The organism is Novosphingobium sp. BL-A-28-Hi1-0D, assembly GCF_055521755.1.
The window spans coordinates 3,033,962-3,057,822 of the sequence record NZ_CM145502.1 but is presented as its reverse complement, the minus strand read 5'-3'; the positions used below and the strand labels follow the sequence as shown (position 1 = coordinate 3,057,822).

Here is a 23,861-nt window from a genome sequence, read left to right as displayed (position 1 = left end):
TCTGAAAAAGCAGTCCTTACGTGTACGTGTGCGCGAGGGTGGGGACTACCGGACAGGTTCGTCAAGCGGCAGCGTGGGCAGTCATTCAGGATTGGAGGCTGACGCGCCCTCCTGCATGACGCTGCAAGTGCCCTGCAAGTTCCATCTCCAGCAAGGCCATCTGCACCGCACCCGCGCTCGCACCGCTTTGCCGGATCAGTTCGTCGACGCCGATCGGCGCAAGCGTGAGCAATCCGGCAATGTCCGCCGGGTTTTCCTCGATCTCCGGTGCCCAGGAATGCTGGCCCTCGCGGAAGCTGGACCGGGACTGGCCTTCGAAGCCGAGCAGCAGTTCGATCACGTCCTCAGGCGACTGCACGAGGATCGCCCCGTCGCGGATCAGCTGGTTGCAGCCGTGCGAGCGACTGTCGAGCGGGGAGCCGGGAATGGCCATAACCTCGCGCCCTGCCTCAGCGGCAAGCCGCGCAGTGATCAGCGAGCCTGACTTGGGCGCGGCCTCTACCACCAGAGTCCCGGTCGCCAGACCTGCAATGATGCGGTTGCGATGCGGGAAGTGGCGGGCGAGCGGTTCTGTGCCCGGTGGCATTTCGGCGATGAGCAGGCCTTCGCAAGCCACCTGCTCCTGCAGCTCGGCATTCTCGGGCGGGTAGCTGATGTCGATGCCGCTGGCGATCACGCCTACTGTGCCTCCGCCCTCAGCCATGCCCGCCAATGCACCGCGATGGGCGGCTGCATCGATCCCACGCGCCAGACCGGAAATGACCGCATAGCCCCTGGCGCTCAGCGCCGTCGCGAAATCGCGCGAGAGCTTCACCGCCGCTGCCGAAGCATTGCGGGCACCCACCACCGCTACCGAAGGCCGCGACAGCAGGCTGACGTCGCCCCGCACGGTCAGGATCGGCGGCGGGCTTTCCAGCGCGGCAAGGAGCGCCGGATAGTCCGGTCCGTCATGAAACAGATAGCGCGCGCCAGCCTTGCGGACTGCGGCAATCTCGCTCTCGATCCGCTCGACCGTCGCAGGGCGATAGGGCGCACCGCCTCGGGCGGCGAGATCAGGCAGTGCTTCGAGCGCTGCCTCCGCCGTGCCGAAGCGTCGCAGCAACTGATTGTAGCTGACCGGGCCGATGTTGGGCGAGCGCAGCAGCCGGATACGGGCGAAAGCCTCCCCCCGCGAAAGCGTGGCCTGCGCCGCCTCGCTCACTTCTTGCTGCCGACCCTGGGTTCGGTCCCGGCGCGCAGACGGCCGATGTTCTCGCGATGGAGGAAAACGACCAAGAGGGCGAGGAGAGCGAGAACCGGCACGTAGGCGGTGTAACCCAGCAGAAGCGCGGCAATCGGAGCCGCGACGGCGGCACTCATGCCGCCCAGCGACGAGATACGGCTGGCGAACAGCACACCCAGCCAGACGACCGCGTAGGCAAGGCCGATGGGCCAGGCGAGGCCGAGCGAGATTCCCATCATCGTGGCAACGCCCTTCCCGCCCTTGAACCTGAGCCAGACCGGGAAGCAGTGGCCGAGCACCGCGGCGAGCGCAGCAAGCGGCTCAGCCGAGGGCCAGAAGTGCCGGGCGATCAGCACGGCCGCGATTCCCTTGCCCATGTCCAACAGCAGCGTGGCCGCAGCGACGCCCTTCTTGCCGGTGCGCAGGACATTGGTTGCGCCGATGTTGCCCGAACCGATCGCACGCAGATCGCCTCCTCCGGTCAACCGGGTTAGGATCAGGCCAAAGGGCACGGAGCCGAGCAGATAGCCGACGAGCAGGGGCAATAGCGTTTCCACAGAACGCTCATATCCTCACACGGCACAAAAGCGAAAGAGGCCACTTCCCATTTTGCTGCCATTCCCGATACAAGCACCGGCAATGACCGACAGCCACCCGTCCGATCCTGCCGCCCCGCTTCTGCTGTTCGATTCGGGCGTGGGCGGACTTTCGGTCCTGTGCAAGGTGCGCGCAGTGCTGCCGCAGGCGCCGGTGATCTATGTCGCCGACAATGCCGGGCTTCCCTATGGCGACAAGACCGAGGCCCAGATCGCGGCGCGTGTTTCCGGGCTACTGGGACGACTGACCGAACGGCTGCGCCCGCGCCTCGTCTGCATCGCCTGCAACACCGCCTCGACCATTGCGCTGGCATCCGTGCGCGAAGTCCTCGAAGTGCCAATCGTCGGCACGGTTCCGGCAATCAAGCCTGCCGCTGCAATGACCAGGACCGGTGTGATCGGCCTCCTCGGCACGGCTGCGACGATCCGGCAGAGCTACGTCGACCGGCTCGAGGCCGAGTTCGCCTCAGGCAAGACCCTGCTCCGCCACGGCGCGCCCGAACTCGTCGCCGCCGCCGAGGCCAAGCTGCGCGGTGAAGCGATGGACCCTGCCGTCTATGCCCGCGCGGCACGGGCCCTGCGCGACATGCCGGGCGGTGAGCGCATCGATACCGTGGTCCTTGCCTGCACCCACTTTCCGCTGATCCAGGATGAACTGGCCGAGGCGTTTGGTCCTGGCGTCGCCTTCATCGACGGGTCGGACGGGATCGCCCGGCGCATCGCCCACCTCACGCAAGGCCAGCCCTGGCGGCGCGAGCAGCCCGACCTTGCACTTTTCACCCGTGGGGGCGCGGAGATCGACCAGTTGCGACCGGCACTGGCCGAGCACGGGCTGGACCGGGTAGAGGTATTCTGACGATGAAGATGCTAACGGTGGAGATGGTAACGGGGGCCTTCGCGTGAGTCGCTTTTCCAAGGTCTTGATCGTCCTGCTGCTGGTGCTGGGTCTTGCCTACTACTGGCTGCTGGTGAATGCCGGTCCCTCGAACGTTCCGGCGCGAAAGTTCGATCTGGCCGTGCTGAGGCAGGCAGCGGAAGCGATTCCGGGCGACAAGCCGACCGGGATCACCTTCGCGCCCGTCGCCACGCGCTATGTTCCCGGTGCGGCGCTTGCGGCGGGGACCGGTTTGCGGACCGTGACATCCGGGGTCTTCGCGTGGAAGCTGACAACGCCGGGCGGCGGGATCGTGATCGATCCGGGCCTGTCGCGCACAGATGCGCTGGCGATGGGCTTCCGGCACTATGACGACAATGCCCGCAAGCTGGTCGATCGCTGGATGGACCAGGCGGAACTGATCCTGCTGACACACGCCCACATCGACCACGTCGGGTCTTTCCTCGATCATCCGCGTTTCGAGGAGATCGTCGACAAGGCCGTGATCACGCCGGGAATGCTCGGCAATATCAACTCGCTTTGGCGCGAGAATGCCCGGCTGATCAGCGAACCGCGCGAGCTCAAGCCGATCGAGGCCGTGGCGCCCGGCGTCGTGCTGATCCAGACACCGGGGCACACGCCGGCTTCGGAGATGATCTACGTGCGGCTGGCATCGGGCCGCGAGTACATCTTTGCAGGCGACACCGCTTCGCTCTCGGCCAATGCCGAGATCCCGACTCCGCGCTCCCGCCTGCTGGCGGACTGGATGGCACCTGAAGACCGGCCTGCCGTGATCGGCTGGCTGAAGGGCCTGAAGGCCTTGAAAGAGCAGCACAAGAACCTCGTGATCCTGCCATCGCACGATGTCGACTGGACCATCTTCAACGCGCCGAAGAACGGCCTGACCCCCGCCCCCGAACTCATTCCTGCCCGAAAGGCCGAATAGCTCCGACTTTCGGGCAGTTACCCCAAATCCTGCTGGCAAAGCGAAAACAACAGGCGTAGAAGCCGCCCATTCGCCGGAGGGCCCAACGGGATCGGGCTCCCAAGGACGGAAACGTCCTTGTTGCAGGAAGGAGCGGCGGGGTGAATTACGATCAGGTTTTCGATTCTGCCATCGAGCGCTTGCACTCCGAAGGCCGCTACCGCGTTTTCATCGACATCCTGCGCAACAAGGGGGCCTACCCCAACGCGCGCTGTTTTGCAGGGCATAACGGGCCCAAGCCGATCACGGTGTGGTGCTCGAACGATTACCTTGCGATGGGCCAGCACCCCAAGGTCATCGCCGCCATGGAAGAGGCACTGCACAACGTCGGCGCAGGCTCGGGCGGCACGCGCAACATCGGCGGCAACACGCACTACCATATCCAGCTTGAGGAAGAGCTGGCCGACCTGCACGGCAAGGAAGGCGCGCTCCTGTTCACCAGCGGTTACGTCTCCAACGACGCCACGCTGTCCACGCTCGCCAAGATCCTGCCCGGCTGCGTGATCTTTTCGGACGAGCTGAACCACGCCTCGATGATTGCGGGCATCCGCAATTCGGGCGCGGAAAAGAAGGTGTTCCGCCACAACGACGTCGAGCATCTTGAAGAACTGCTCGCCGAGACCGATCCGAACGTGCCGAAGCTGATCGCGTTCGAAAGCGTCTATTCGATGGACGGCGACGTCGCCCCGATCCACGCGTTCTGCGACCTCGCCGAGAAGTACAACGCGCTGACCTACATCGACGAGGTTCACGCAGTGGGCATGTACGGCCCGCGCGGCGGTGGCATCACCGATCGTGATGAGGCGGCTCACCGCATCGACATCATTGAAGGCACGCTGGGCAAGGCGTTCGGCGTGATGGGCGGCTACATCGCGGCAGATCGCAAGATCATCGACGTGATCCGCTCCTACGCCCCCGGCTTCATCTTCACCACCTCGCTCTCGCCGGTGCTGGTCGCAGGCGTTCTTGCCTCGGTCCGCCACCTCAAGGCATCGAGCGAGGAGCGTGAGGGCCAGCAGGCGGCGGCCGCCTACCTCAAGAAGGCCTTTGCCGACGCAGGGCTGCCAGTCATGCCCTCGACCACGCACATCGTGCCGCTGATGGTCGGCGACCCGGTCCGCGCCAAGAAGATCGCCGACATCCTGCTCGCCGAATACGGCGTCTATGTGCAGCCGATCAACTTCCCGACCGTCCCGCGCGGCACAGAGCGTCTGCGCTTCACTCCCGGCCCCTCGCACACCCAACCGATGATGGACGAGTTGACCGAGGCGCTGGTGGAAATCTGGCAGCGCATGGAGCTGGAATTGCAGAAGGCGGCGTAATCCCGCTGACAGCAGCGAATAGGCCCTCCCCTCACCGGGAGGGCTTTTTCGTTGGCCTTGCCTTTCGCTGCACAAGCGCTAGCCTTAACCGGACAGTTAAATCGGGAGAGTTCATGCCTGTGCAGTCCTACGACGAGGTTGTCCTTGGCCGCCGTTCCATCCGTGGCTATCTCGACAAGCCGGTCCCTCAGGCACTGATCGAGGACATCCTTGCTCTGGCCATGCGTTCTCCTTCATCGATGAACACGCAGCCCTGGCACTTCCACGTCATCACCGGCGAGCCACTCGACCGCATCCGCAAGGGTAACACCGAGCGCATCCTTGCGGGCGAACCCGACAGCCGCGAGTTCCGGCGAGGCGAGCCGTTTGGCGGGGTCCACCGGGAGCGGCAGGTTGAAGTCGCCAAGCAGCTGTTCGGCGCCATGGGCATCGCCCGCGACGACGCGCCTGCCCGTCAGGACTGGGTCCTGCGCGGCTTCCGCCAGTTCGACGCCCCGGTCTGCGTAATCGTGACCTATGACCGCGAGCTCGCTGGCAGCGACGACACGGCATTCGACTGCGGCGCCGTAACAACTGCACTCGTCAACGCGGCATGGTCGCGCGGGCTTGGCTGCGTGATCAACTCGCAAGGAATCATGCAATCTCCGGTCGTGCGCGAACACGCCGGCATCCCTGACGATCAGGTAATCATGAAGGCCGTAGCTCTCGGATGGCCCGACCCGGACTTCCCCGCCAACGCCGTCATCAGCACCCGCAAGAGTGTGAACGAGGCGGCACGGTTCGTGGGATTCTAAAAGCCCTACGAGAAAGGCCCCACCTTCCGCCAGGGCCTTCTCCAATTCAGTCAGCCGCAGCAAAAATCAGCGCAGCGAAACCACGTTGTCCGAAACGCGCGGATCGCGGCGGTCGCCACGGTACTGGCTTGCCATCGGCTCGTCCGAGACTTCGAACACTTCGGTAGCGCCAAAGCCGTTGAAAGCGGTCTTCATCGCCGCGCCATAGGCGCCGAGCATGCCGATCTCGATGTAGTCGCCCACCTTCACGTCCACCGGCAGTTCGAACGGACCTTCCATGTGGTCCATGTCATCGCAGGTCGGGCCGTAGAAGCTGAACGGCTCCAGTTCGATCTCGGTCTCGACGTCATTGGCAACCTCGTCGCGCAGCACGCGCACCGGGAAGCGCCAGCCGACGTGGGCCGCATCGAACAGCGCGCCATAGGCACCGTCGTTGATGTACAGTTCAGTGCCGCGGCGGCGTTCGACGCGCACGATCATCGAGTTGTATTCGGCGCACAGGGCACGGCCCGGCTCGCACCACAGTTCGGCCGAGTACGAAACCGGCAGCGATTCATAGGTGCGATCGATCACGCCGAAGTAGTCTTCGAGCGGCGGCGGTTCCATGCCTGGGTAAATCGACGGGAAGCCGCCACCCACATCGATGATGTCGACGAGGACCGAAGCATCGACGATGGCGGCACGCACGCGCTCGAGCGCCTGGACATAGGCGTGCGGGCTCATCGACTGGCTGCCAACGTGGAAGCATACGCCAAGCGAGTCCGCCACCTGACGGGTCGCCTGCAGCAGTTCTGCCGCATTGGCCAGATCGCATCCGAACTTCGACGCGAGGCTCAGCTCCGAATACTCCGAAGAGACGCGCAGGCGCACACACAGCGTCAGGTCTTCGGGCACGTTACCATCGGCGTCGGCTGTTGCCGCCTTGATCTTCTCCAGCTCCTCGATCGAATCGAGGCTGAACACGCGCACGCCATAGGTGTGATAGGCTTCGCGGATCGCTGACGGTGCCTTCACCGGGTGCATGAAGCACAGCACCGCCTCAGGCAGCGTTTCACGCACCAGACGCACTTCGGCAATCGAAGCGACGTCGTAATGCGTAACGCCCGAATCCCACAGGATGCGGATCAGGTCTGCCGACGGATTCGCCTTCACCGCATAGAGCGACTTGCCCGGAAACTTCTCGACGAAGAATCGGGCAGCGCGCGCTGCGGCGTGCGGACGGTTCAAAATGGCGGGTTGTTCAGGCGCGGAGGCGCGAACTACAGCCAGTGCGTCAGGATGATGGTGCAACTCAAGGGACCCCCAAACGGAACGTTGAACGAAGCTGCCTTGCGGTTTGGAAGTCCCCATGGGGCAGCGAGAGGGGGGTAATAAGGCCCTGTGTCTGAATCTCAAGTGAAAATAACGCCGGTCAAAACAACTGTCAGGAAAATGAAACAATTCCAAAGGGTCTCAAAGATTTCAGCACTTTAGTGCATCGGCAAGTGCAGCCCACGCGGGCAAGGAAAGCGGGTCGTTTGCGCCGTTAGCCGCCGTGGGATGCGATGCGAATCGTGCAACGGTCATTTCAGCCGCCGGATCGACCCAAACGGTCTGCCCGTGGATGCCCCTGCCGGAGAAGCAACCGCGGTTGTTGTTGCTGATCCACCACTGGCTGCCATAGCTCCAGCCGGGCAGTTGCGGATAGCGATTGCGGTCGAAATGCGCGGGGTCCCCGCCGTGGGTTGCGCGCTGCGCCACGCTCTCGGGAATGACGCCAAGCCCGCCCAGCCGCATCGCCTCGCCAAAGCGCGCCAAGTCCTCAAGCCGCAGGTTCAGGCCGCCACCAGCAAAGGCGGTGCCTGCCTGATCGACAATGAGATCGGCATCGCCCAGCATGCCCAGCGGCTGCCACAGCCGTTCGCTCAGCACATCGGCGAAATGCTTGCCCTCGATCCGCGAGATCATCCACGCCAGAACCTCTGTGTTCGGCGTACGGTAGGTGAAGCCCACACCATGCTTCCCAGCCTTGCCGATGGTCGGCAGGTACGAGCACAAGTCGATCGGCCCTGCATAGTCATCCGGCCTCGGCGTCAGGCCCAGAGCGGCACTGTAAGCACCGATACCCGAGTTGGGATCGGCATAGTCCTCCGAGAAATCGAGCGCCGTGGTCATGTCGAGCACCTGCCGCACGGTCGCGTCGCCAAAGCCGCTGCCGATCAGCTCCGGCAGGTAGTCCGACGCCAGCGCAGCCGGGTCCAGCCTGCCCTCCTCGACAAGCATTTCGGCAATCGTGCCGACGAAGCTCTTGGTGACCGAGAACGCAATGTGCCGCGTCTCCGGCCGGGTCACGCCGAACCAGCGCTCGAACACCACCTTGCCGCGATGGAGGACGAGGATGCCGTCGGTAAAGGCCTGCGTCAGCGATTGCTCGAGCGTGACGGGCGCATCCGCATTCAGCGGCACGAACGAAACCTGCCCAAGATCATCGCGCAGATCCCGCTCGAACGGCACGCCCTGCCCCGATGCCGCAACCCGGCGCGAGGGCACGAACTGGCGCATGTTGGAGTAGGACCAGCGGATCATCGGAAAACGCATGTGATCCGCGCGCGAGGCGAGCAGCAGGCGGTCGGCAGGCGGCGGGTTGCCTTCCATCCAGCCCATGCGCACCGGATCGCTGGTCATCCCATCGAGCACTTCCCCCGCCATTGCACTCTCCCGCCTACATCGTTGTCAGCAGGTAGCATGCATCAGGAAAGACGGTCGCGGAAGTCCTCGTAAGTGAAACCCTTCACCTTCTCGAGGCGGTCGCTCTCGCTATCCCACAGCCAGATCGAAGGCAGCGGCACGCCGTTGAAGGTCGTCGTCTTGACCATCGAATAATGCGCCTGATCGAGGAAGGCAAAGCGCGTGCCCGGCTCGGCCAGACCCGGCTTGCGATAATCGCCGATGACGTCCCCTGCCAGGCACGAAGGCCCGCCCAGACGGACCGGAGCCTCGCCCTCCCCGCCATCCTCGTACTCGTCAATCGGCTGTTCGCCCAGCATGGCCGGGCGATAGGGCGCTTCGATCACGTCGGGCATGTGACATGTCGCGGAGATATCGGTGATGCCAAGTTGCATCCCGTTCCAGTGCGTATCGAGCACGGTGCCCACAAGAATGCCGGCATCCAGCGCCACGGCCTCGCCCGGCTCCAGATAGATCTCGCAGCCGGTGCGCGCCTTCACGTCGCGCAGGAACGCCACCAGATCATCGCGCTGGTAATCGGCTCGGGTGATGTGATGTCCGCCGCCGAAATTCAGCCACTTGAGCTGCCCGAAGTACGGAGCGATGCGGGCTTCGAGTGCTTGCCAGGTGCGCTGGAGCGGCTCGAAGTCCTGTTCGCACAGCGTATGGAAGTGCAAGCCTGAAACACCTTCAAGATGCTCCGCCGTAAGTTGGTCCACCGGAAACCCGAGACGCGAATGCGGCGCGCAAGGGTCATAGCGCGGCACCTCGCCCTCGGCATGGAGCGGATTGATACGGAGGCCGATGTCGAACGCCTCGCCCGCAGCCCGCGCCGCCGCAATCTCACCGGCAAACCGCGAATGCTGTCCCGGAGAATTGAAGATCACATGGTCGGAAAGCCGCAGGATTTCAGGCAGATCCTGCGCCTTGTAAGCCGCACAATAGGTCGCGATCTCGCCCGAATAGTGCCCGGCTGCCAGCTTGGCTTCCCACAAGCCGGACGTGCAAACCCCGTCGAGATACTCCCCGACAATCGGCGCGACCTTCCACATCGAAAACGCCTTGAGGGCCGCCAGCACCTTGATCCCGGCCCGGTCCCGCACGTCGGCCAGCACCGCCAGATTGGCTCGCAGCTTTGCAGAATCGACGACAAAGGCAGGGCTATCCACCCGCCCAAGATCAAACTGCGCAAAAGCGCCCGGATCGCCCGCTCTGGTTTCCATATTGATACCTCGTTTGGTTCACGCAGAGACGCGGAGAAAGAAGAAGAGGCGCAGAGAGTTAGTCAGGTTTGTAATCGTTGACCACTCTTCGGATGCCGTCCTTCAGGGTAGCCTCGGAGAAATTGAGAAGCAGCCCGACGGGCTGCTTCAGCAATCTCAGATAAGTCAGCAACTGCTTCGCGTGAGCCTTGCTCAATTGCTCCACAGCCTTGATCTCAAGCACCAATCTTTCGTCTATCAGCATGTCGATCTTGAACGCGGGATCGTATGTAACTCCATCGAAGATGGCTTTCACCTGCACCTGCCGCTCGACCTTGATCCCCTGCTGCCGCAACCGCCCCGTCAACACGGATTCATAGACGGCTTCATACAATCCGGGGCCAAGCTCCCTGTGAATGGCAATAGCCTCCGCAAGGACGATCGAGCACAACTCGTCAATCGAAAGCACGGCCCCCTCCGCGTCTCTATTCTCTTCTCCGCGTCTCTGCGTGAAACAGAAAGATCAAAACGCCAGCGGCCCCGCCAGTTCCTTCACCTGCCACGGCAGGCCGTGCTTGTTCAGCATGTCCATGTAGGGATCGGGATCGAACTGTTCCATGTTGAACACGCCCTCACCGCTCCACACGCCCTGCACCATCATGGCAGCGCCGATCATGGCCGGGACGCCGGTGGTGTAGCTCACCGCCTGGTTGCCGGTCTCACGATAGGCGTCCTCGTGGTCGCAGATGTTGTAGATGTAGAAGGTCTTCTCCTCGCCATCCTTCAGGCCGGTGGCAATGTCGCCGATGTTGGTCTTGCCCTTGGTCGTCGGACCAAGCGAGGCAGGTTCCGGCAGCACGGCTTTCAGGAACTGCAGGGGGATGATTTCCTGTCCGTTGTAGATCACCGGGTCGATCCGGGTCATGCCCACGTTCTGCAGCACGGTGAGGTGCGTGATATAGGCGTCGCCGAAGGTCATCCAGAAACGAATGCGCTCGATCTCGGGCAGGTGATGCGCGAGGCTTTCGAGTTCCTCGTGGTACATCAGGTACATGTTCTTCGGGCCGACTTCCTCGAAGTCGAACTGCTGGCGGATGGTCAGCGCGGGCGTCTCCACCCACTCACCGTTCAGGTAATGGCGCGCAGGCGCAGTCACTTCGCGGATGTTGATTTCCGGGTTGAAGTTGGTGGCAAAGTGCTGCCCATGATCGCCGCCGTTGCAATCGAGGATGTCGAGCGTGCGGATCGTGTCGAGCTTGTGCTTGCGCAGCCAGGTGGCGAAAACGCTGGTCACGCCCGGATCGAAGCCCGAACCCAGCAGTGCCATCAGGCCCGCTTGCTTGAACTTGTCCTGATAGGCCCACTGCCACGAATATTCGAACTTGGCCTCGTCGATCGGCTCGTAGTTCGCAGTGTCCATGTAGTTGACGCCCGCGGCAAGGCAGGCATCCATGATGTTGAGGTCCTGATAGGGCAGCGCGAGGTTGACCACGAGGACCGGCTTGACCTCATTGATCAGAGCGGTGGTCGCAGCCACATCGTCGGCGTCGATCTGGAAGGTGTCGATAGTTACGCCGGTGCGCTCCTTCACCGAAGCGGCAATCGCGTCGCACTTGGACTTGGTCCGGCTTGCGAGCGCAATGCCGGTGAAGATGTCGGAATTCATCGCCATCTTGTGGACTGCGACCGAGCCGACGCCGCCTGCGCCGATGACGAGAACTTTTGCCATGATAACTCCAAGTGTCTTTTTGCGCCCCGCTGCGATGCTGCGCAGGACATTCATGGGCAGCGCCTTTAGAGTAGTGGCATGACAAACCCAAGTCCTTCTGTCGCCAAGCGCCTGCCCACACGGGAAGGCGTGCTGCGCGCGGCAGACAAGATCGCACAGTTGCTGCCGCAAACACCCGTTCTCCCGCTGGAACTGCCCAATGGCGCGATGGTCTGGTGCAAGGCCGAAAGCCTGCAGCCCGTTGGCGCCTTCAAGATTCGCGGCGCTTGGCACCGCCTGACCGAGCTAGACGAAGACGAGCGGGCCCGAGGCGTCGTCGCGGTATCGAGCGGCAATCATGCGCAAGGAGTCGCCTGGGCGGCGCGCAGGCTGGGCATAGCCGCGAAGATCGTCATGCCGAACGACGCGCCTGCGGTGAAGCTTGCCGCGACCCGTGCGCTGGGTGCCGAAGTGGTACTCTACGATCGCCCCGGGGGAGAAGACCGCGACGAAGTGGCTCTTCGCCTGACGTCCGCAAGCGGCGCAACGCTCGTCCACGCCTATGGCGATCCGTGGGTGATCGAAGGACAGGGCAGCACCGGCATCGAACTGGCAGCGCAAATGGAATGCCTTGCCGGTGGCCCGCCCACCCGCGTCGTCACCCCATGCGGCGGCGGCGGACTCGCGTCGGGCCTCGCACTGGCGCTGCCCGACGCGCGGATCGTGCCGATAGAACCCGAAGGCTGGGACGATGTGGCTCGCAGCCTTGCATCGGGCGCAATCCAGCGGGTGGCCGCCGATGCGCCCAAGACTGCCTGCGATGCCCTGCAGACGCCTGCGACCTTTCCCATCAACTTTGCCGTCATGGCATCGCGCGGTTTGCAGGGCCTCAGCGTTTCCGAGGCCGAAGTTCGTGCTGCGCAACGCTATGCTTTTGCCAAATTGCGGCTGGTAGTGGAACCGGGCGGCGCGGCAGGACTGGCCGCAATTCTTGCCGGAAAGGTTGCCACTGACGGCGACACTGCAGTGATCCTGTCGGGCGGCAATGTCGATCCTGCAGCCTTTGCTGCGGTGATTTCAGAGGGTTGAGCGCGCGTCTTACAGCTTGCGGACAATCCGCGGTCAACTGCCACACAGACGCAATGGTCACGTTCTAGCCGCACTCCCGAACAGTCTTCTTCGGGGATCTTGCCAATGCTGGAACGTGCCCGTTCCCATCCGATCACACGCTCCGTTGTCCGCCGGGGCTCCGGCATGGCCAACCGCGTGCTCGACCATGCCTTTGCGCTCGCGTTCCGTGGTCTTGTCTATGCGCAGATTTGGGAAGACCCCGACGTCGATATGACGGCGCTGCAGATCCGGCCCGACAGCCGCATCATCGCCATCGCCAGCGGCGGCTGCAACGTCCTGTCCTATCTCACGGCAAATCCCGAAGCGATCACGGCGGTCGATCTCAACACCGCCCACATAGCGCTCAACAAGCTCAAGCTCGCCTCGGCACAGCACCTGCCCGATCACGCGCACTTCCGCCGCTTCTTTGCCGAAGCCGACAGCGCCGCCAACATCGCCGCCTATCGCACCTACGTTCTGCCACACCTCGACGAAACGACGCGCCGCTATTGGGAAGGTCGTGACCTGTCCGGCCGCCGTCGTATCAGTGGCTTCACCAGCAACATCTACAAGCGCGGGCTGCTCGGCAACTTCATCGGCGTCGCACACCTCCTCGCCCGCCTCTACAAGATCGATCTTTCAGCGATCCTCGCCGCGCGCGACATTGCCGAGCAGCGCCGAGTGTTCGAGCGCGAAATGGCTCCGGTATTCGACAAGCGCTTCGTGCGCTGGCTGACCGACCAGCCCGCCTCGCTGTTCGGCCTCGGCATCCCGCCTGCCCAGTTCGAAGCCCTTGCCGGGAACGAGCCGATGGCCGAAGTCCTGCGCCGCCGTCTGGAAAAGCTCGCCTGCGATTTTCCGGTAGAGGACAACTACTTTGCCTGGCAGGCCTTCGGACGTGGTTATGGCCGAGGCGACCGCTCCCCGCTGCCGCCCTATCTGCAAGCCGCTAACTGGCAAACCGTGCGCGAGCGGGCAAACCGCATTGACGTGCGCCACGCCAACCTGACCGAGCACCTCACCGCCCAGCCCGCTGCCTCGCTCGATCGTTATGTCCTGCTCGATGCACAGGACTGGATGACCGACGACCAGTTGAATGCGCTGTGGACGCAGATCACCCGAACCGCCCGTCCCGGCGCACGCGTCCTGTTCCGCACTGCCGCCGAACCGAGCCTCTTGCCCGGTCGCGTGAACGAGGCACTGCTCTCCCGTTGGCGTTATGACGAGGCCCTGTCTGCGGATTGCACTGCGCAGGATCGCTCGTCGATCTACGGCGGCGTCCACCTTTACGAACTGGCCTGAAAATGGCTTCTGCCGCCTCACACTCTGCACATGGTGCGCTGATGGATGCCGTCTATCGCCACCAGAAGCACATCTACGACGCAACCCGGAAGTATTACCTGTTCGGACGCGATGGCCTGATTGCAGGCTTGGACGCGGCCCCGGGCAAGGCTGTGCTGGAAGTGGGCTGCGGAACGGGACGCAACCTCGCCTGCATTGCCCGCCAATGGCCGGGTGCGCACCTGTATGGCCTGGACATTTCCGATGAGATGCTCACTGTCGCGCATAAGCGGCTCGCAGGCAGCTGCGCCCTTGCGCACGGCGATGCGACGGATTTCGATGCCGCGGCCCTGTTCGGAAGGGCCACGTTCGATCGCGTGGTCATTTCCTATGCTCTGTCGATGATCCCGCAGTGGCAGCAGACCCTGGATCATGCCGCCAACCTGCTTGCCCCCGGCGGCTCGCTCCACATCGTGGATTTCGGCGACTTCGACGGCCTCCCGCGTCCGCTTGGCCAGCTGATGCGCGGTTGGCTCGCGCGGTTCCATGTCACGCCCCGTGCCGATCTTGCCGCCTTCGCGGCACGGATCGCAGCCGAGCGCCAGCTTGGCCAGCGCACCTTGCGGGGACGCTACGGCTACTTCCGCCGGATCACGCTGCGACGATAAGTTGCAATTGACAATCCAAGAGACACCTTTCACTCTCCCGCAAATCTCGGGGGAGATCTGAAATGATGGCGCAAATCCTGACGCCCGCAGCCGTACTCGTGCTGTGGTCCATCGTCATGCTGTTCTGGATGGCAGGAACGCGGCTGCCGGCACTCAAGCAACTCGGCGGACTTGGCAGGGCCAAGCCTGGCGGGCGCGGACAGGATCTTGACGGTGTCCTGCCTGACGAAGTCAACTGGAAGGCACACAATTACGCGCACCTGATGGAGCAGCCGACGCTGTTCTACGCCACGGTGACAATCCTTGCGATCATGGGGGCTGGCCGTCTCGATGTGGCGCTGGCGTGGTCCTATGTCGGCCTGCGCATCGTGCATTCGATCTGGCAGTCGACGGTGAACCGTGTGCCCGTGCGCTTCACGTTGTTCCTGCTGTCGACAGTGTGCCTCACGATGCTGGCGCTACGGGCACTGGGAGCCACGCTCGGCCAGGTCTGAGTTTCAAAAAAGAAGGGGGAGAATGCCATGACGATTGCCAAGATCCTGCAACCCGCCGTCGCCCTGATGGCGTGGACCATGGTCATGTGGCTGTGGATGTATGCCACGCGCATCCCGGCGATGAACGCTGCCAAGCTCGATCCTGACAGCCTGGCCCGCGATCCGTCGAAGACGCTTGACGATATCCTGCCGGCGAGCATCCAGTGGAAGGCGCACAACTACAACCACCTCCACGAAGCGCCGACGCTGTTCTACGCGGTCTGCCTCGTGCTGGCCGTCGCGGGCATGGGGAACGGGACGAGCGCAACGGTGGCCTGGGCCTATGTCGGCCTGCGCGTCATCCACTCGCTGGTACAGGCGACCGTGAACAAGGTCATGGTTCGCTTCATCCTGTTCTCGCTGTCGAGCGTCGCGCTTATGGCGCTGATCTACCACGCCGCTCGCGTGGTCTTCGCCGCCTGATCGCTGCATACAGACACCTTGCGCCCCCGCGAAGGCGGGGGCCTCGGTGTTGTTACCAAACGCTGACTCAATCCCGCGTAAACAGGCTCGCCAGTTCGACATGCGTCGACCAGCGAAACTGCCCGACCGGCCTCAGCTCGGCCAGCCTGTAGCCGCCGGCGATCAGCTTCACTGCATCGCGAGCCCAGCTCGCCGGGTTGCAGCTAATGTAAACCACGCGCGCAACCTTGCTCAGCCCGATCTGTTCCACCTGCTCCTGTGCCCCGGCGCGCGGAGGATCGAGCAGGACGCCTGCGAAACGATCCAGTTCCTCCACTCGCAGCGGATTGCGGAACAGATCGCGGTGCAACGCATGGACCGGCCGCCCGTTCATCCGCGCCGCAGCCTGACAAGCCATGAAGGAATCGCGCGCAGCCTCGACTGCCAGTACCTTGGTCTGCGGCCCTGCCAGTGCGAAAGCGAACGTGCCAAGGCCCGAAAACAGGTCCGCGACCGTCGCGGCTCCAGCCAGCCACTCCCGCGACGCGCCGACCAGTTCAGCCTCACCATCAAGAGTCGCTTGCAGGAAAGCCCCCGGCGGCAACGAAACCGGCGTCTGCCCGCGCGTCACGGTTACCGGCTCAGGCTCCCACAAACCTTCAGGCCCATAGCCTGAATCGAGCGTCAGCCGAGCCAGGCCGTTTTCGCGAGCAAAATCGAGCAGGGCTTCGGTTTTGGCGAGCCCTTCGGCCGCTATGCCCTTCAGGCTCACCGAAACGCCCTGATCTGCCAGCGCCATCTCGATGTCGACGTTGAGCTTGCGCTCCCCCCAGCCTTCCAGCAGCCGACGCAGCGGCTGGACCAGCGCAAACAGCGGCGGCGCGAGCACGTGACACTCGCGCATGTCGACGATCTTGTGCGAGCCCTGCTCGCGAAAGCCGATGACAATCCGCTTGCCGATGGCCTGCGCATGAAGCGTGGCGCGGCGCCGCGAATGGGGCGGGGAAACGTGCGCAGGCTTGGCGGGAACCTCGGCAATGTCCTGCCCCTTGGCCGCACCGACCACGCGGTCGAACACGTAATCGGTCAGCGCACTTTCTGACAGGTGCTGCAACTGGCACCCGCCGCAGGCCGGGAAGTGGCGGCAGGGCGGATCGACATGGTTCGGCCCATGCACCAGCGTGCCATCGGCCTGCAGCATGTCGCCCGGAGCGGCCAGCGTGGCGTACCTGCCATCGGCGGTCGCGCCTTCTCCCTTGGCGGCAACGCGCACGATCAGACCGGCATCACTCATTCAAGACATTCCTTCAACGCCGCTTGCACGGCATGGGCCAGCTCACCGGCCGTAAACGCAGCCCCGCACAGGCGGGCCGCTTCGGCGTGGAGCCATAGGCCTTCTTCCGCCGCGCGCAAGGCTTGCCCCAAGTCTTGGCCCAAGGTTTGGCCCAAGGTTTGGCCCAAGGTTTGGCCCAAGGTTTGGCCCAAGGTTTGGCAATGCGTGGCAAGCCGACTGGCAATGGTCCCGGCCAGCACGTCCCCGGTCCCCGCAACCGAAAGCCACGAAGACGCGCGGGGGGCGACGACCGCGCTTCCATCGGGCGCGGCAATCACCGTATCCGGCCCCTTCAGCACGACCACTGCGCCTGAAACCCGGGCCAGAGCCAACGCCCGCTCCCACCGCAATCCTTCGCCAGAAAGCCCGAAGGCCCGCTCCAGCGCCGCCATCTCGCCCTCGTGAGGCGTCAGAACGGTCGGCGAAGATCCCAGCATTGCCGGGCGCAGCAGTACCAGCGCATCGGCGTCGATCACGCTCGGCAGCCCTGCGTGAAGCACCCTCGTCAGCAACCGAGCCGCCTGATCGGACCGCCCAAGCCCCGGTCCCACCAGCAGCGCAGCAACGCGCGGATCGCCGAGCATTGCCGCAACGTCGCCGGTCACCACCAACTCCGGCGGAACGTTCGAGGGCGCTTCTGGCGCGACGAGCTTCACGTACCCCGCCCCCGCCCTCAACGCCGCGGTCGCCGCCAGCAGGCTCGCACCGGGCATCTCTCCTGCCACGATCCCCAGCATCCCCCGCCGATACTTGTGCGCATCGGCCGCAGGTGCCGCCACCCTTGGTCTGGCCAAAACCCACGCCGCCCCCGGCACCGCAGCCACACCGATATCGACCAACCTCAACGCACCCATCGACACACAAGCGGGCATGGCAAAGTGCGCATACTTCCACGCCCCCAGCGCCACGGTCATTGTGCACTCCGGAAGACCGGCAATGAGTGCGGCACCGCTGTCGCTCTCGATGCCGCTCGGCAGGTCTATCGCAATGCAATGCCGGTGCCGCCCGGCCAACGCGCAGAGCATGCCGAACAGATCGTCCGGCAGAGCCCGCGTCAGCCCGCTGCCGAACAGACAATCGACGAAGACATCACCCGACGGCACGCCATCCGCCCCGACAATCGCGCCGCGATACAACGCCTTGGCATTGCATGCCGCATCGGTCGCAGGCGCCCGCGCCTCGACCACCTGCACCGTATTGCCATGTTCGCGAAGGTATTCGGCGATGACCCAGCCATCGCCACCATTGTTGCCCGGCCCGCACAGAACCGTGACCGAGCCGCCGCCAGCGATCCGCCGCACCCACTCGGCAGCGCCGCGCCCTGCCACCTGCATCAGCGCGTCGACGCTCGTGCCCGCCGCAATCAGCGCCTCCTCCGCCTCGCGCATCTGCGCCACGGTAAGGACTTGCGAAAGCACGGCGTCACGGCTGCGGGGCATCGTCCTTCATCCTTGCCGGAAAGCGATAGCGATCCCCCGCCACCGAAACTTCGAGCACGCCTTGCGACGACCACTGCGCGGTCGCCTCATCGGCACCATCAGCCGATACCACGCCGCGCCCGTCGTCGACCATCTCGAACCGGCGGAAGCCCCCGGCCTTGTGCCGCACGGTCAGGAAACGCTTGTCGCCCACGCGCGAGTCCTCGACGAAGCATTCGGGCAGGAACTTTGCCGAACCACCCACCGCACAATCGATCACGCGGCCCTTCGGCGCGTCCTCGGCCTTCGAACAGGCCGCCAGCGCCACACACAACAGCAACGCTGGCAGGCCCGCTCGCATCAGTCGATGCCAAGCTGCTTGAGATCGCGCACCGCGCCACGCGCCGCGCTGGTGGTCATCGCGGCGTATGCCTTGAGCGCGGTCGAAACCACGCGCGGACGCTCCTGCGCAGGCTTCCAGCCCTTGGCGTCCTGCGCCGCACGACGGTGTGAAAGTTCCTCGTCGCTCACCGCGAGGTGGATGGTGCGATTGGGAATGTCGATCTCGATCACGTCGCCGTTCTCGACCAGCCCGATCTCGCCGCCTTCTGCCGCTTCGGGCGAGGCATGGCCAATCGACAGGCCCGAGGTGCCGCCCGAGAAGCGCCCGTCCGTCAACAGAGCGCAAGCCGCGCCCAGCCCCTTCGACTTGAGGTAGCTCGTTGGATAGAGCATTTCCTGCATGCCCGGACCGCCCTTGGGCCCTTCATAGCGGATCACCACCACGTCACCGGCTACGACCTGCCCGGTGAGGATCGCGGTCACCGCCGCATCCTGGCTTTCATAGACCTTGGCTGGGCCGGTGAACTTGAGGATCTTGTCGTCCACGCCTGCCGTCTTCACGATGCAGCCATCGCGCGCGATGTTGCCGTAAAGCACGGCAAGCCCGCCGTCCTTGCTGAAGGCGTGCTCTGCCGAACGGATCACGCCGGTCTCGCGGTCGAGGTCCAGTTCCTTCCAGCGTCGGTCCTGCGAGAACGCGACCTGCGTAGGCACGCCGCCCGGTGCCGCCTTGAAGAATTCCTGCACGCTTGGCGAAGTCGTCCGCTTGATGTCCCAGCGATCCAGCGCCTCGGCCAGCGTGCGGCTGTGCACGGTCGGCAGGTGCGTGTGGATCAAACCTGCACGATCCAGCTCGCCAAGGATCGCATAGATCCCGCCCGCGCGGTGGACATCTTCCATGTGCACGTCCGACTTAGCCGGAGCGACCTTGGACAGGCACGGCACGCGGCGGCTCAGTCGGTCGATGTCGGACATCGTGAAGTTCACGCCCGCTTCGTGCGCAGCGGCCAGCAGGTGCAGCACGGTGTTGGTCGACCCGCCCATTGCAATATCGAGGCACACCGCGTTCTCGAAGGCATCGAAGCTGGCGATCGAGCGCGGCAGGACGCTGGCATCGTCCTCCTCGTAATAGCGCTTGCACAGATCCACCGCGAGGCGCCCCGCTTCGAGGAACAGGCGCTTGCGATCGGCATGGGTTGCCAGAGTCGAGCCATTGCCCGGAAGCGACAGGCCCAGTGCCTCGGTCAGGCAGTTCATCGAGTTTGCGGTGAACATTCCCGAGCAAGAACCGCAGGTCGGACAGGCCGAACGCTCGATCGCGGTCACTTCCTCGTCGGTGTACTTCTCATCCGCAGCGGCAACCATCGCGTCTACCAGATCGAGCGCGTGCTCCTTGCCATTGAGAATCACCTTGCCGGCTTCCATCGGCCCGCCTGAGACGAACACCACCGGAATGTTGATCCGCATTGCCGCCATCAGCATGCCCGGCGTGATCTTGTCGCAGTTGGAGATGCAGACCATCGCGTCGGCGCAGTGCGCGTTGACCATGTACTCGACGCTGTCGGCGATCAGGTCGCGGCTCGGCAGCGAATAGAGCATGCCGTCGTGGCCCATGGCGATGCCGTCATCGACGGCGATGGTGTTGAATTCCTTGGCAACCCCGCCTGCCGCCTCGATCTCGCGCGCGACCATCTGGCCGAGGTCCTTGAGGTGGACATGGCCCGGCACGAACTGCGTGAACGAGTTCACCACGGCAATGATCGGCTTGCCGAAATCCTCGTCCTTCATCCCCGTTGCGCGCCACAATCCGCGCGCGCCGGCCATGTTGCGGCCGTGGGTGGTGGTGCGTGAACGATACGGGGGCATGGTGTGAACTCCGGTCAGGGAATCAGTTTTTGTGGGCGACTTGGGATCGTTCCCTAGCCCACGGAATCGGCCGCTGTCGAAAGTATTAATTACAACTATGCCAGTAATCCCGACGCCCGAAACGCCCGGAAAACCTAGCTGATTGCAACGGCAACCTGATTGGCGATCCGCGCCAGCCGCTCGGCCCACTCGGCCTGCCCGTCCGGGTGCCCGATCAAGTCCTGACGCACCTCGATGCCGAGGTAGGGCCGACCATCGGCTTCGGCATGGCGGTTCATCGTCGCATTCAGCAGCCTGCCCGAATAAGGCAACTGGTCCCCTACGCACAGGCCCTCTGCCTCAAGCAGCGCAATGGCAATCCGCGCCGCCCGGTCATCCTCGTTGTACAGCACGCCCACGTGCCACGGCCGGGGCTCGTCGCTCGAAGCCAATTGCGGCGTAAAGCTGTGCAATGAAACGATAAGTGACTGCGGGACGTCCGCCAGCAATTCCGCCAGCGCATCGTGATAGGGTCGGAAGAAGCGCGCCAGTCGCGCCTCATGGCCTGCATGGTCGAGCGCATTGCCGGGAATTGCGTGCCCGTCGCTCGCAATCGGCACCACGGTCGGCAGATGCTCGTCACGGTTGAAGTCACAGACCAGACGGCTGACCCCGCCCTGAAACGCCGCAATGCCCGGCCGCTGCGCCATCAGCGCGCCCACTTCAGCCACGCCAATGTCCACCGCAATGTGCTGGCTCAACAATTTCGGCGCGATGCCCAGATCAATGTCATCGGGAACGAGGTTCGAGGCATGATCGGAAACGACCAGAATGCCCCCGAACCGCGGGACACCAATGATCCGATAGGCCTCGCTCACCGCAACGGTCCAGCCAAAGTCCACCACCCGGCAGGCATGGCCGCCTGCGCTGCATCACGCTCCTCCACGCTGTCATAGAGGGCAAAACAGGTTGCCCCCGAACCTGACATACGCGTCAGCCAAGCACCCGTTTGCGCCAGAGCTTCCAGCACTTCACCTATTTCTGACACAAGCGTCAGCGCCGGAGCTTCAAGGTCGTTGCGCCCGAAAAGCGCTATTTCCCTGAGGTTGGCGCCCTCCATCGGCCCGCGATCGACCCCGTCCCAGGCCTTGAACACCGGCCCTGTCGCCAGTGGAATGCACGGATTGACCAGCAGCACCGGGGTTCCCGCCAGATCGTTGGCAATCGGCTCAAGTTCGGTCCCGGTCCCCCGCCCGATGCAGGCCACGCTCTCGACGCAAGCCGGAACATCGGCACCAAGCTCTGCTGCACGTGCATGCCAATCCTCCGGCAAACCATGGCTGTCCCGAACCATCCGGAAGATCGCCCCGGCATCCGCCGACCCACCGCCAAGCCCCGCCGCCACCGGCAGGTTCTTCTCCAGCGTCACCGCCCAGCCCGGCCCATGCGGCAAGGATTGCAAGGCCTTGGCCACGATGTTCCCAAACGGATCGTCCAACGCCCCACCGAACTCGCCGACAACGCGCAGCGAGTCCGCCGACGCTGGCGAAACGCTCAGCTCATCCCCCGCATCCACGAAGGCAAACAGCGTCTCCAGCTCATGATACCCGTCATCACGTCGCCGCCGCACATGCAGCGCAAGGTTGATCTTGGCGTAGGCTGTCTCTCGCAAGGTCATACCCTTCCCTGAAACGGAAGAAGCGCCGGAGCAAGCCCCGGCGCCTCCTGATATCGTTGCCCGTTCAAGTTACATATTCGGATAGTTCGGCCCGCCGCCACCTTCGGGAGTCACCCATTCGATGTTCTGGGTCATGTCCTTGATATCGCAGGTCTTGCAGTGGACACAGTTCTGCGCGTTGATCTGGAGGCGCGGGTTGCCTTCTTCCACGCCCACGTACTCATAGACCCCCGCCGGGCAATAGCGCTGCTCAGGCCCTGCGTAGAGCGGCAGGTTGATCCGCGTCGGCACCGTCGGGTCCTTCAGCACGAGATGGCTCGGCTGGTCTTCCTCGTGGTTGGTGTAGGAGAACGAGACGCTGGTCAGACGGTCGAAGGTGATCACGCCATCGGGCTTGGGGTACGCGATCGGCTTGAACAGGTCGGCGCGCTGCGTGGCCTCGGCGTCCTTGTGGTGCTTCATCGGCTTCCAGATGCCGAAGCCGCCGATTGTGCGCAGCCACATGTCCGCGCCCGCCAGCACCGTGCCCAGCTCGCCGCCGAACTTGGCGACCAGCGGCTGCGCGTTCTGGACCTTCTTGAGCTCCTTGGCGATCCAGCTTTCACGGACGGCCGTGTCATACTCGACCATGTCGTCCTTCTCGCGGCCCGCAGCGATGGCCGCCGCGATCGACTCCGCCGCCAGCATCCCGCTCTTCATCGCGGTGTGGCTGCCCTTGATGCGCGGCACGTTGACGAAGCCCGCCGAGCAGCCGATCAGCGCGCCACCGGGGAACGACAGGCGCGGCACCGACTGCCAGCCACCCTCGTTGATCGCACGCGCGCCGTAGGACACGCGGCGGCCGCCTTCCAGAATCGCGCGGATTTCCGGATGCTGCTTCCAGCGCTGGAATTCCTCGAACGGATAGACATAGGGGTTGGCGTAATCGAGCGCGGTGACGAAGCCCAGTGCCACCTGGTTGTTGGCCTGGTGGTAGAGGAACCCGCCGCCCCACGAATTCGATTCCGAAAGCGGCCAGCCTTGCGTGTGGATCACGCGGCCCGGAACGTGCTTTTCGGGATCGATGTCCCACAGTTCCTTGATGCCGATGCCATAGACCTGCGGCTGGCAATCGCGCTCGAGATCGAAGTGCGCCTTAAGCCGCTTGGTCAGGTGCCCGCGCGCGCCTTCGGCAAACAGCGTGTACTTGGCGTGGAGTTCCATGCCGGGCTGGTAGTCGGGCTTCTTGGAGCCGTCCTTGGCAATGCCCATGTCGCCGGTGGCAACGCCCATCACCGCGCCGTTCTCATCGAACAGCACTTCCGCTGCCGGGAAGCCGGGGAAGATCTCGACGCCCAGTTCCATCGCCTGCTCGGAAAGCCAGCGGCACAAGTTGCCAAGGCTGCCGGTGTAGTTGCCCTCGTTCGACATGAACGGAGGCATCGGCCAGTGCGGGACGGACATCTTGCCCTTCTTCGACAGGACCCAGTGCCAGTTGTCCGTCACCGGCACTTCGGCCATCGGGCAGCCCTGCGTGCGCCATTCGGGCAGCAGCTCGTCCAGCGCCTTGGGATCGACGACCGCGCCCGAGAGAATGTGCGCGCCGATCTCCGAGCCCTTTTCGAGCACGCAGACCGAGATTTCCGGGTTGACCTGCTTCAACCGGATCGAGGCCGCCAGCCCCGCAGGTCCGCCGCCGACGATAACGACGTCATACGGCATCGATTCCCGTTCGCTCATGCCCCGATAACTCCCGACTTTATGCCAATTGCGCGTTTGAATTCGCATTGTGCCTTGAAAGAGCCTACCGGCAAGGTCAAGACCACAAATCGGACTGCGAGGAAGCACAGGTTGCCTGATAGC

The 23,861-nt window shown here is 64.1% G+C and carries 23 protein-coding genes; 9 read left to right on the top strand and 14 right to left on the bottom strand.

Features of this window, described 5'->3' with window-relative positions; all coding sequences use genetic code 11:
• Nucleotides 1-85: 85 nt before the first annotated feature.
• Complete coding sequence (dprA, locus tag ACZ1JW_RS14790; protein WP_465141130.1) at nucleotides 86-1,201, bottom strand: DNA-processing protein DprA; 1,116 nt, start codon at nucleotides 1,199-1,201, stop codon at nucleotides 86-88.
• Nucleotides 1,198-1,779 (bottom strand): glycerol-3-phosphate 1-O-acyltransferase PlsY, encoded by a 582-nt coding sequence (gene plsY, locus ACZ1JW_RS14785; protein WP_465126036.1) that lies wholly within the window; start codon nucleotides 1,777-1,779, stop codon nucleotides 1,198-1,200. The genes dprA and plsY overlap by 4 nt, the downstream gene beginning before the upstream one ends.
• Nucleotides 1,780-1,861: 82 nt before the next feature.
• On the opposite strand from plsY, the gene murI reads away from it, so the two are divergent.
• The 4 genes from murI (at nucleotide 1,862) to ACZ1JW_RS14765 (ending at nucleotide 5,793) form a co-directional block, all read left to right on the top strand.
• Nucleotides 1,862-2,674, top strand: a complete 813-nt coding sequence (gene murI, locus ACZ1JW_RS14780; protein ID WP_465141129.1) for a glutamate racemase — start codon at nucleotides 1,862-1,864, stop codon at nucleotides 2,672-2,674.
• A gap of 43 nt (nucleotides 2,675-2,717) precedes the next feature.
• A complete protein-coding gene (locus ACZ1JW_RS14775; RefSeq protein WP_465141128.1) occupies nucleotides 2,718-3,638 on the top strand; it encodes an MBL fold metallo-hydrolase in 921 nt (306 codons plus the stop codon).
• A 140-nt stretch (nucleotides 3,639-3,778) separates the two neighbouring features.
• Complete coding sequence (hemA, locus tag ACZ1JW_RS14770; protein ID WP_465141127.1) at nucleotides 3,779-4,999, top strand: 5-aminolevulinate synthase; 1,221 nt, start codon at nucleotides 3,779-3,781, stop codon at nucleotides 4,997-4,999.
• Nucleotides 5,000-5,112: 113 nt separating this feature from the next.
• Nucleotides 5,113-5,793 carry a nitroreductase gene (locus tag ACZ1JW_RS14765; RefSeq protein WP_465141126.1) on the top strand — a complete coding sequence of 227 codons (681 nt, stop codon included), beginning with the start codon at nucleotides 5,113-5,115 and terminating at the stop codon, nucleotides 5,791-5,793.
• Between the two features lie 66 nt (nucleotides 5,794-5,859).
• Here ACZ1JW_RS14765 and ACZ1JW_RS14760 read toward each other — a convergent pair whose 3' ends face one another.
• From ACZ1JW_RS14760 to ACZ1JW_RS14740, 5 genes are all read right to left on the bottom strand, one after another.
• Complete coding sequence (locus ACZ1JW_RS14760; protein ID WP_465126041.1) at nucleotides 5,860-7,083, bottom strand: type III PLP-dependent enzyme; 1,224 nt, start codon at nucleotides 7,081-7,083, stop codon at nucleotides 5,860-5,862.
• Nucleotides 7,084-7,254: 171 nt separating this feature from the next.
• On the bottom strand, nucleotides 7,255-8,481 hold the full coding sequence (locus ACZ1JW_RS14755) for a serine hydrolase domain-containing protein (protein ID WP_465126042.1): 1,227 nt from the start codon (nucleotides 8,479-8,481) through the stop codon (nucleotides 7,255-7,257).
• A 41-nt stretch (nucleotides 8,482-8,522) separates the two neighbouring features.
• Nucleotides 8,523-9,722: a carboxynorspermidine decarboxylase gene (locus ACZ1JW_RS14750; RefSeq protein WP_465141125.1), complete on the bottom strand. Its 1,200-nt coding sequence runs from the start codon at nucleotides 9,720-9,722 to the stop codon at nucleotides 8,523-8,525.
• A 58-nt stretch (nucleotides 9,723-9,780) separates the two neighbouring features.
• Nucleotides 9,781-10,170 (bottom strand): GxxExxY protein, encoded by a 390-nt coding sequence (locus ACZ1JW_RS14745; RefSeq protein ID WP_465126044.1) that lies wholly within the window; start codon nucleotides 10,168-10,170, stop codon nucleotides 9,781-9,783.
• 54 nt (nucleotides 10,171-10,224) lie between these two features.
• Complete coding sequence (locus tag ACZ1JW_RS14740; RefSeq protein WP_465141124.1) at nucleotides 10,225-11,430, bottom strand: saccharopine dehydrogenase family protein; 1,206 nt, start codon at nucleotides 11,428-11,430, stop codon at nucleotides 10,225-10,227.
• Nucleotides 11,431-11,508: 78 nt separating this feature from the next.
• Here ACZ1JW_RS14740 and ACZ1JW_RS14735 point away from each other — a divergent pair, with 78 nt between their 5' ends.
• The 5 genes from ACZ1JW_RS14735 to ACZ1JW_RS14715 all read left to right on the top strand — a co-directional run bounded on the left by ACZ1JW_RS14735 (nucleotide 11,509) and on the right by ACZ1JW_RS14715 (nucleotide 15,424).
• Nucleotides 11,509-12,498 carry a threonine ammonia-lyase gene (locus ACZ1JW_RS14735; RefSeq protein WP_465141123.1) on the top strand — a complete coding sequence of 330 codons (990 nt, stop codon included), beginning with the start codon at nucleotides 11,509-11,511 and terminating at the stop codon, nucleotides 12,496-12,498.
• Nucleotides 12,499-12,663: 165 nt separating this feature from the next.
• Nucleotides 12,664-13,821, top strand: a complete 1,158-nt coding sequence (locus tag ACZ1JW_RS14730) for a BtaA family protein (RefSeq protein ID WP_465141122.1) — start codon at nucleotides 12,664-12,666, stop codon at nucleotides 13,819-13,821.
• A gap of 2 nt (nucleotides 13,822-13,823) precedes the next feature.
• Complete coding sequence (locus tag ACZ1JW_RS14725; RefSeq protein ID WP_465141121.1) at nucleotides 13,824-14,468, top strand: class I SAM-dependent methyltransferase; 645 nt, start codon at nucleotides 13,824-13,826, stop codon at nucleotides 14,466-14,468.
• Nucleotides 14,469-14,530: 62 nt separating this feature from the next.
• Nucleotides 14,531-14,962 carry an MAPEG family protein gene (locus tag ACZ1JW_RS14720; RefSeq protein ID WP_465141120.1) on the top strand — a complete coding sequence of 144 codons (432 nt, stop codon included), beginning with the start codon at nucleotides 14,531-14,533 and terminating at the stop codon, nucleotides 14,960-14,962.
• A gap of 27 nt (nucleotides 14,963-14,989) precedes the next feature.
• Nucleotides 14,990-15,424 carry an MAPEG family protein gene (locus tag ACZ1JW_RS14715; RefSeq protein ID WP_465141119.1) on the top strand — a complete coding sequence of 145 codons (435 nt, stop codon included), beginning with the start codon at nucleotides 14,990-14,992 and terminating at the stop codon, nucleotides 15,422-15,424.
• Between the two features lie 67 nt (nucleotides 15,425-15,491).
• On the opposite strand, the gene ACZ1JW_RS14710 is transcribed toward ACZ1JW_RS14715, so the two are convergent.
• From ACZ1JW_RS14710 to ACZ1JW_RS14680, 7 genes are all read right to left on the bottom strand, one after another.
• Nucleotides 15,492-16,697 (bottom strand): class I SAM-dependent RNA methyltransferase, encoded by a 1,206-nt coding sequence (locus ACZ1JW_RS14710; protein WP_465141118.1) that lies wholly within the window; start codon nucleotides 16,695-16,697, stop codon nucleotides 15,492-15,494.
• On the bottom strand, nucleotides 16,694-18,175 hold the full coding sequence (locus ACZ1JW_RS14705) for an NAD(P)H-hydrate epimerase (protein WP_465141117.1): 1,482 nt from the start codon (nucleotides 18,173-18,175) through the stop codon (nucleotides 16,694-16,696). The genes ACZ1JW_RS14710 and ACZ1JW_RS14705 overlap by 4 nt, the downstream gene beginning before the upstream one ends.
• On the bottom strand, nucleotides 18,159-18,515 hold the full coding sequence (locus ACZ1JW_RS14700) for a hypothetical protein (protein WP_465141116.1): 357 nt from the start codon (nucleotides 18,513-18,515) through the stop codon (nucleotides 18,159-18,161). The genes ACZ1JW_RS14705 and ACZ1JW_RS14700 overlap by 17 nt, the downstream gene beginning before the upstream one ends.
• Nucleotides 18,515-20,362, bottom strand: coding sequence for a dihydroxy-acid dehydratase (gene ilvD, locus ACZ1JW_RS14695; protein WP_465126054.1), 1,848 nt, complete (start codon nucleotides 20,360-20,362; stop codon nucleotides 18,515-18,517). The genes ACZ1JW_RS14700 and ilvD overlap by 1 nt, the downstream gene beginning before the upstream one ends.
• A gap of 134 nt (nucleotides 20,363-20,496) precedes the next feature.
• On the bottom strand, nucleotides 20,497-21,219 hold the full coding sequence (locus ACZ1JW_RS14690) for an N-formylglutamate amidohydrolase (RefSeq protein WP_465141115.1): 723 nt from the start codon (nucleotides 21,217-21,219) through the stop codon (nucleotides 20,497-20,499).
• Nucleotides 21,216-22,019 (bottom strand): 4-(cytidine 5'-diphospho)-2-C-methyl-D-erythritol kinase, encoded by an 804-nt coding sequence (locus ACZ1JW_RS14685; protein ID WP_465141114.1) that lies wholly within the window; start codon nucleotides 22,017-22,019, stop codon nucleotides 21,216-21,218. The genes ACZ1JW_RS14690 and ACZ1JW_RS14685 overlap by 4 nt, the downstream gene beginning before the upstream one ends.
• A 69-nt stretch (nucleotides 22,020-22,088) precedes the next feature.
• Entirely contained in the window at nucleotides 22,089-23,738 is a 1,650-nt protein-coding gene (locus ACZ1JW_RS14680; protein WP_465141113.1) for an electron transfer flavoprotein-ubiquinone oxidoreductase, read from the bottom strand.
• Nucleotides 23,739-23,861: the final 123 nt, after the last annotated feature.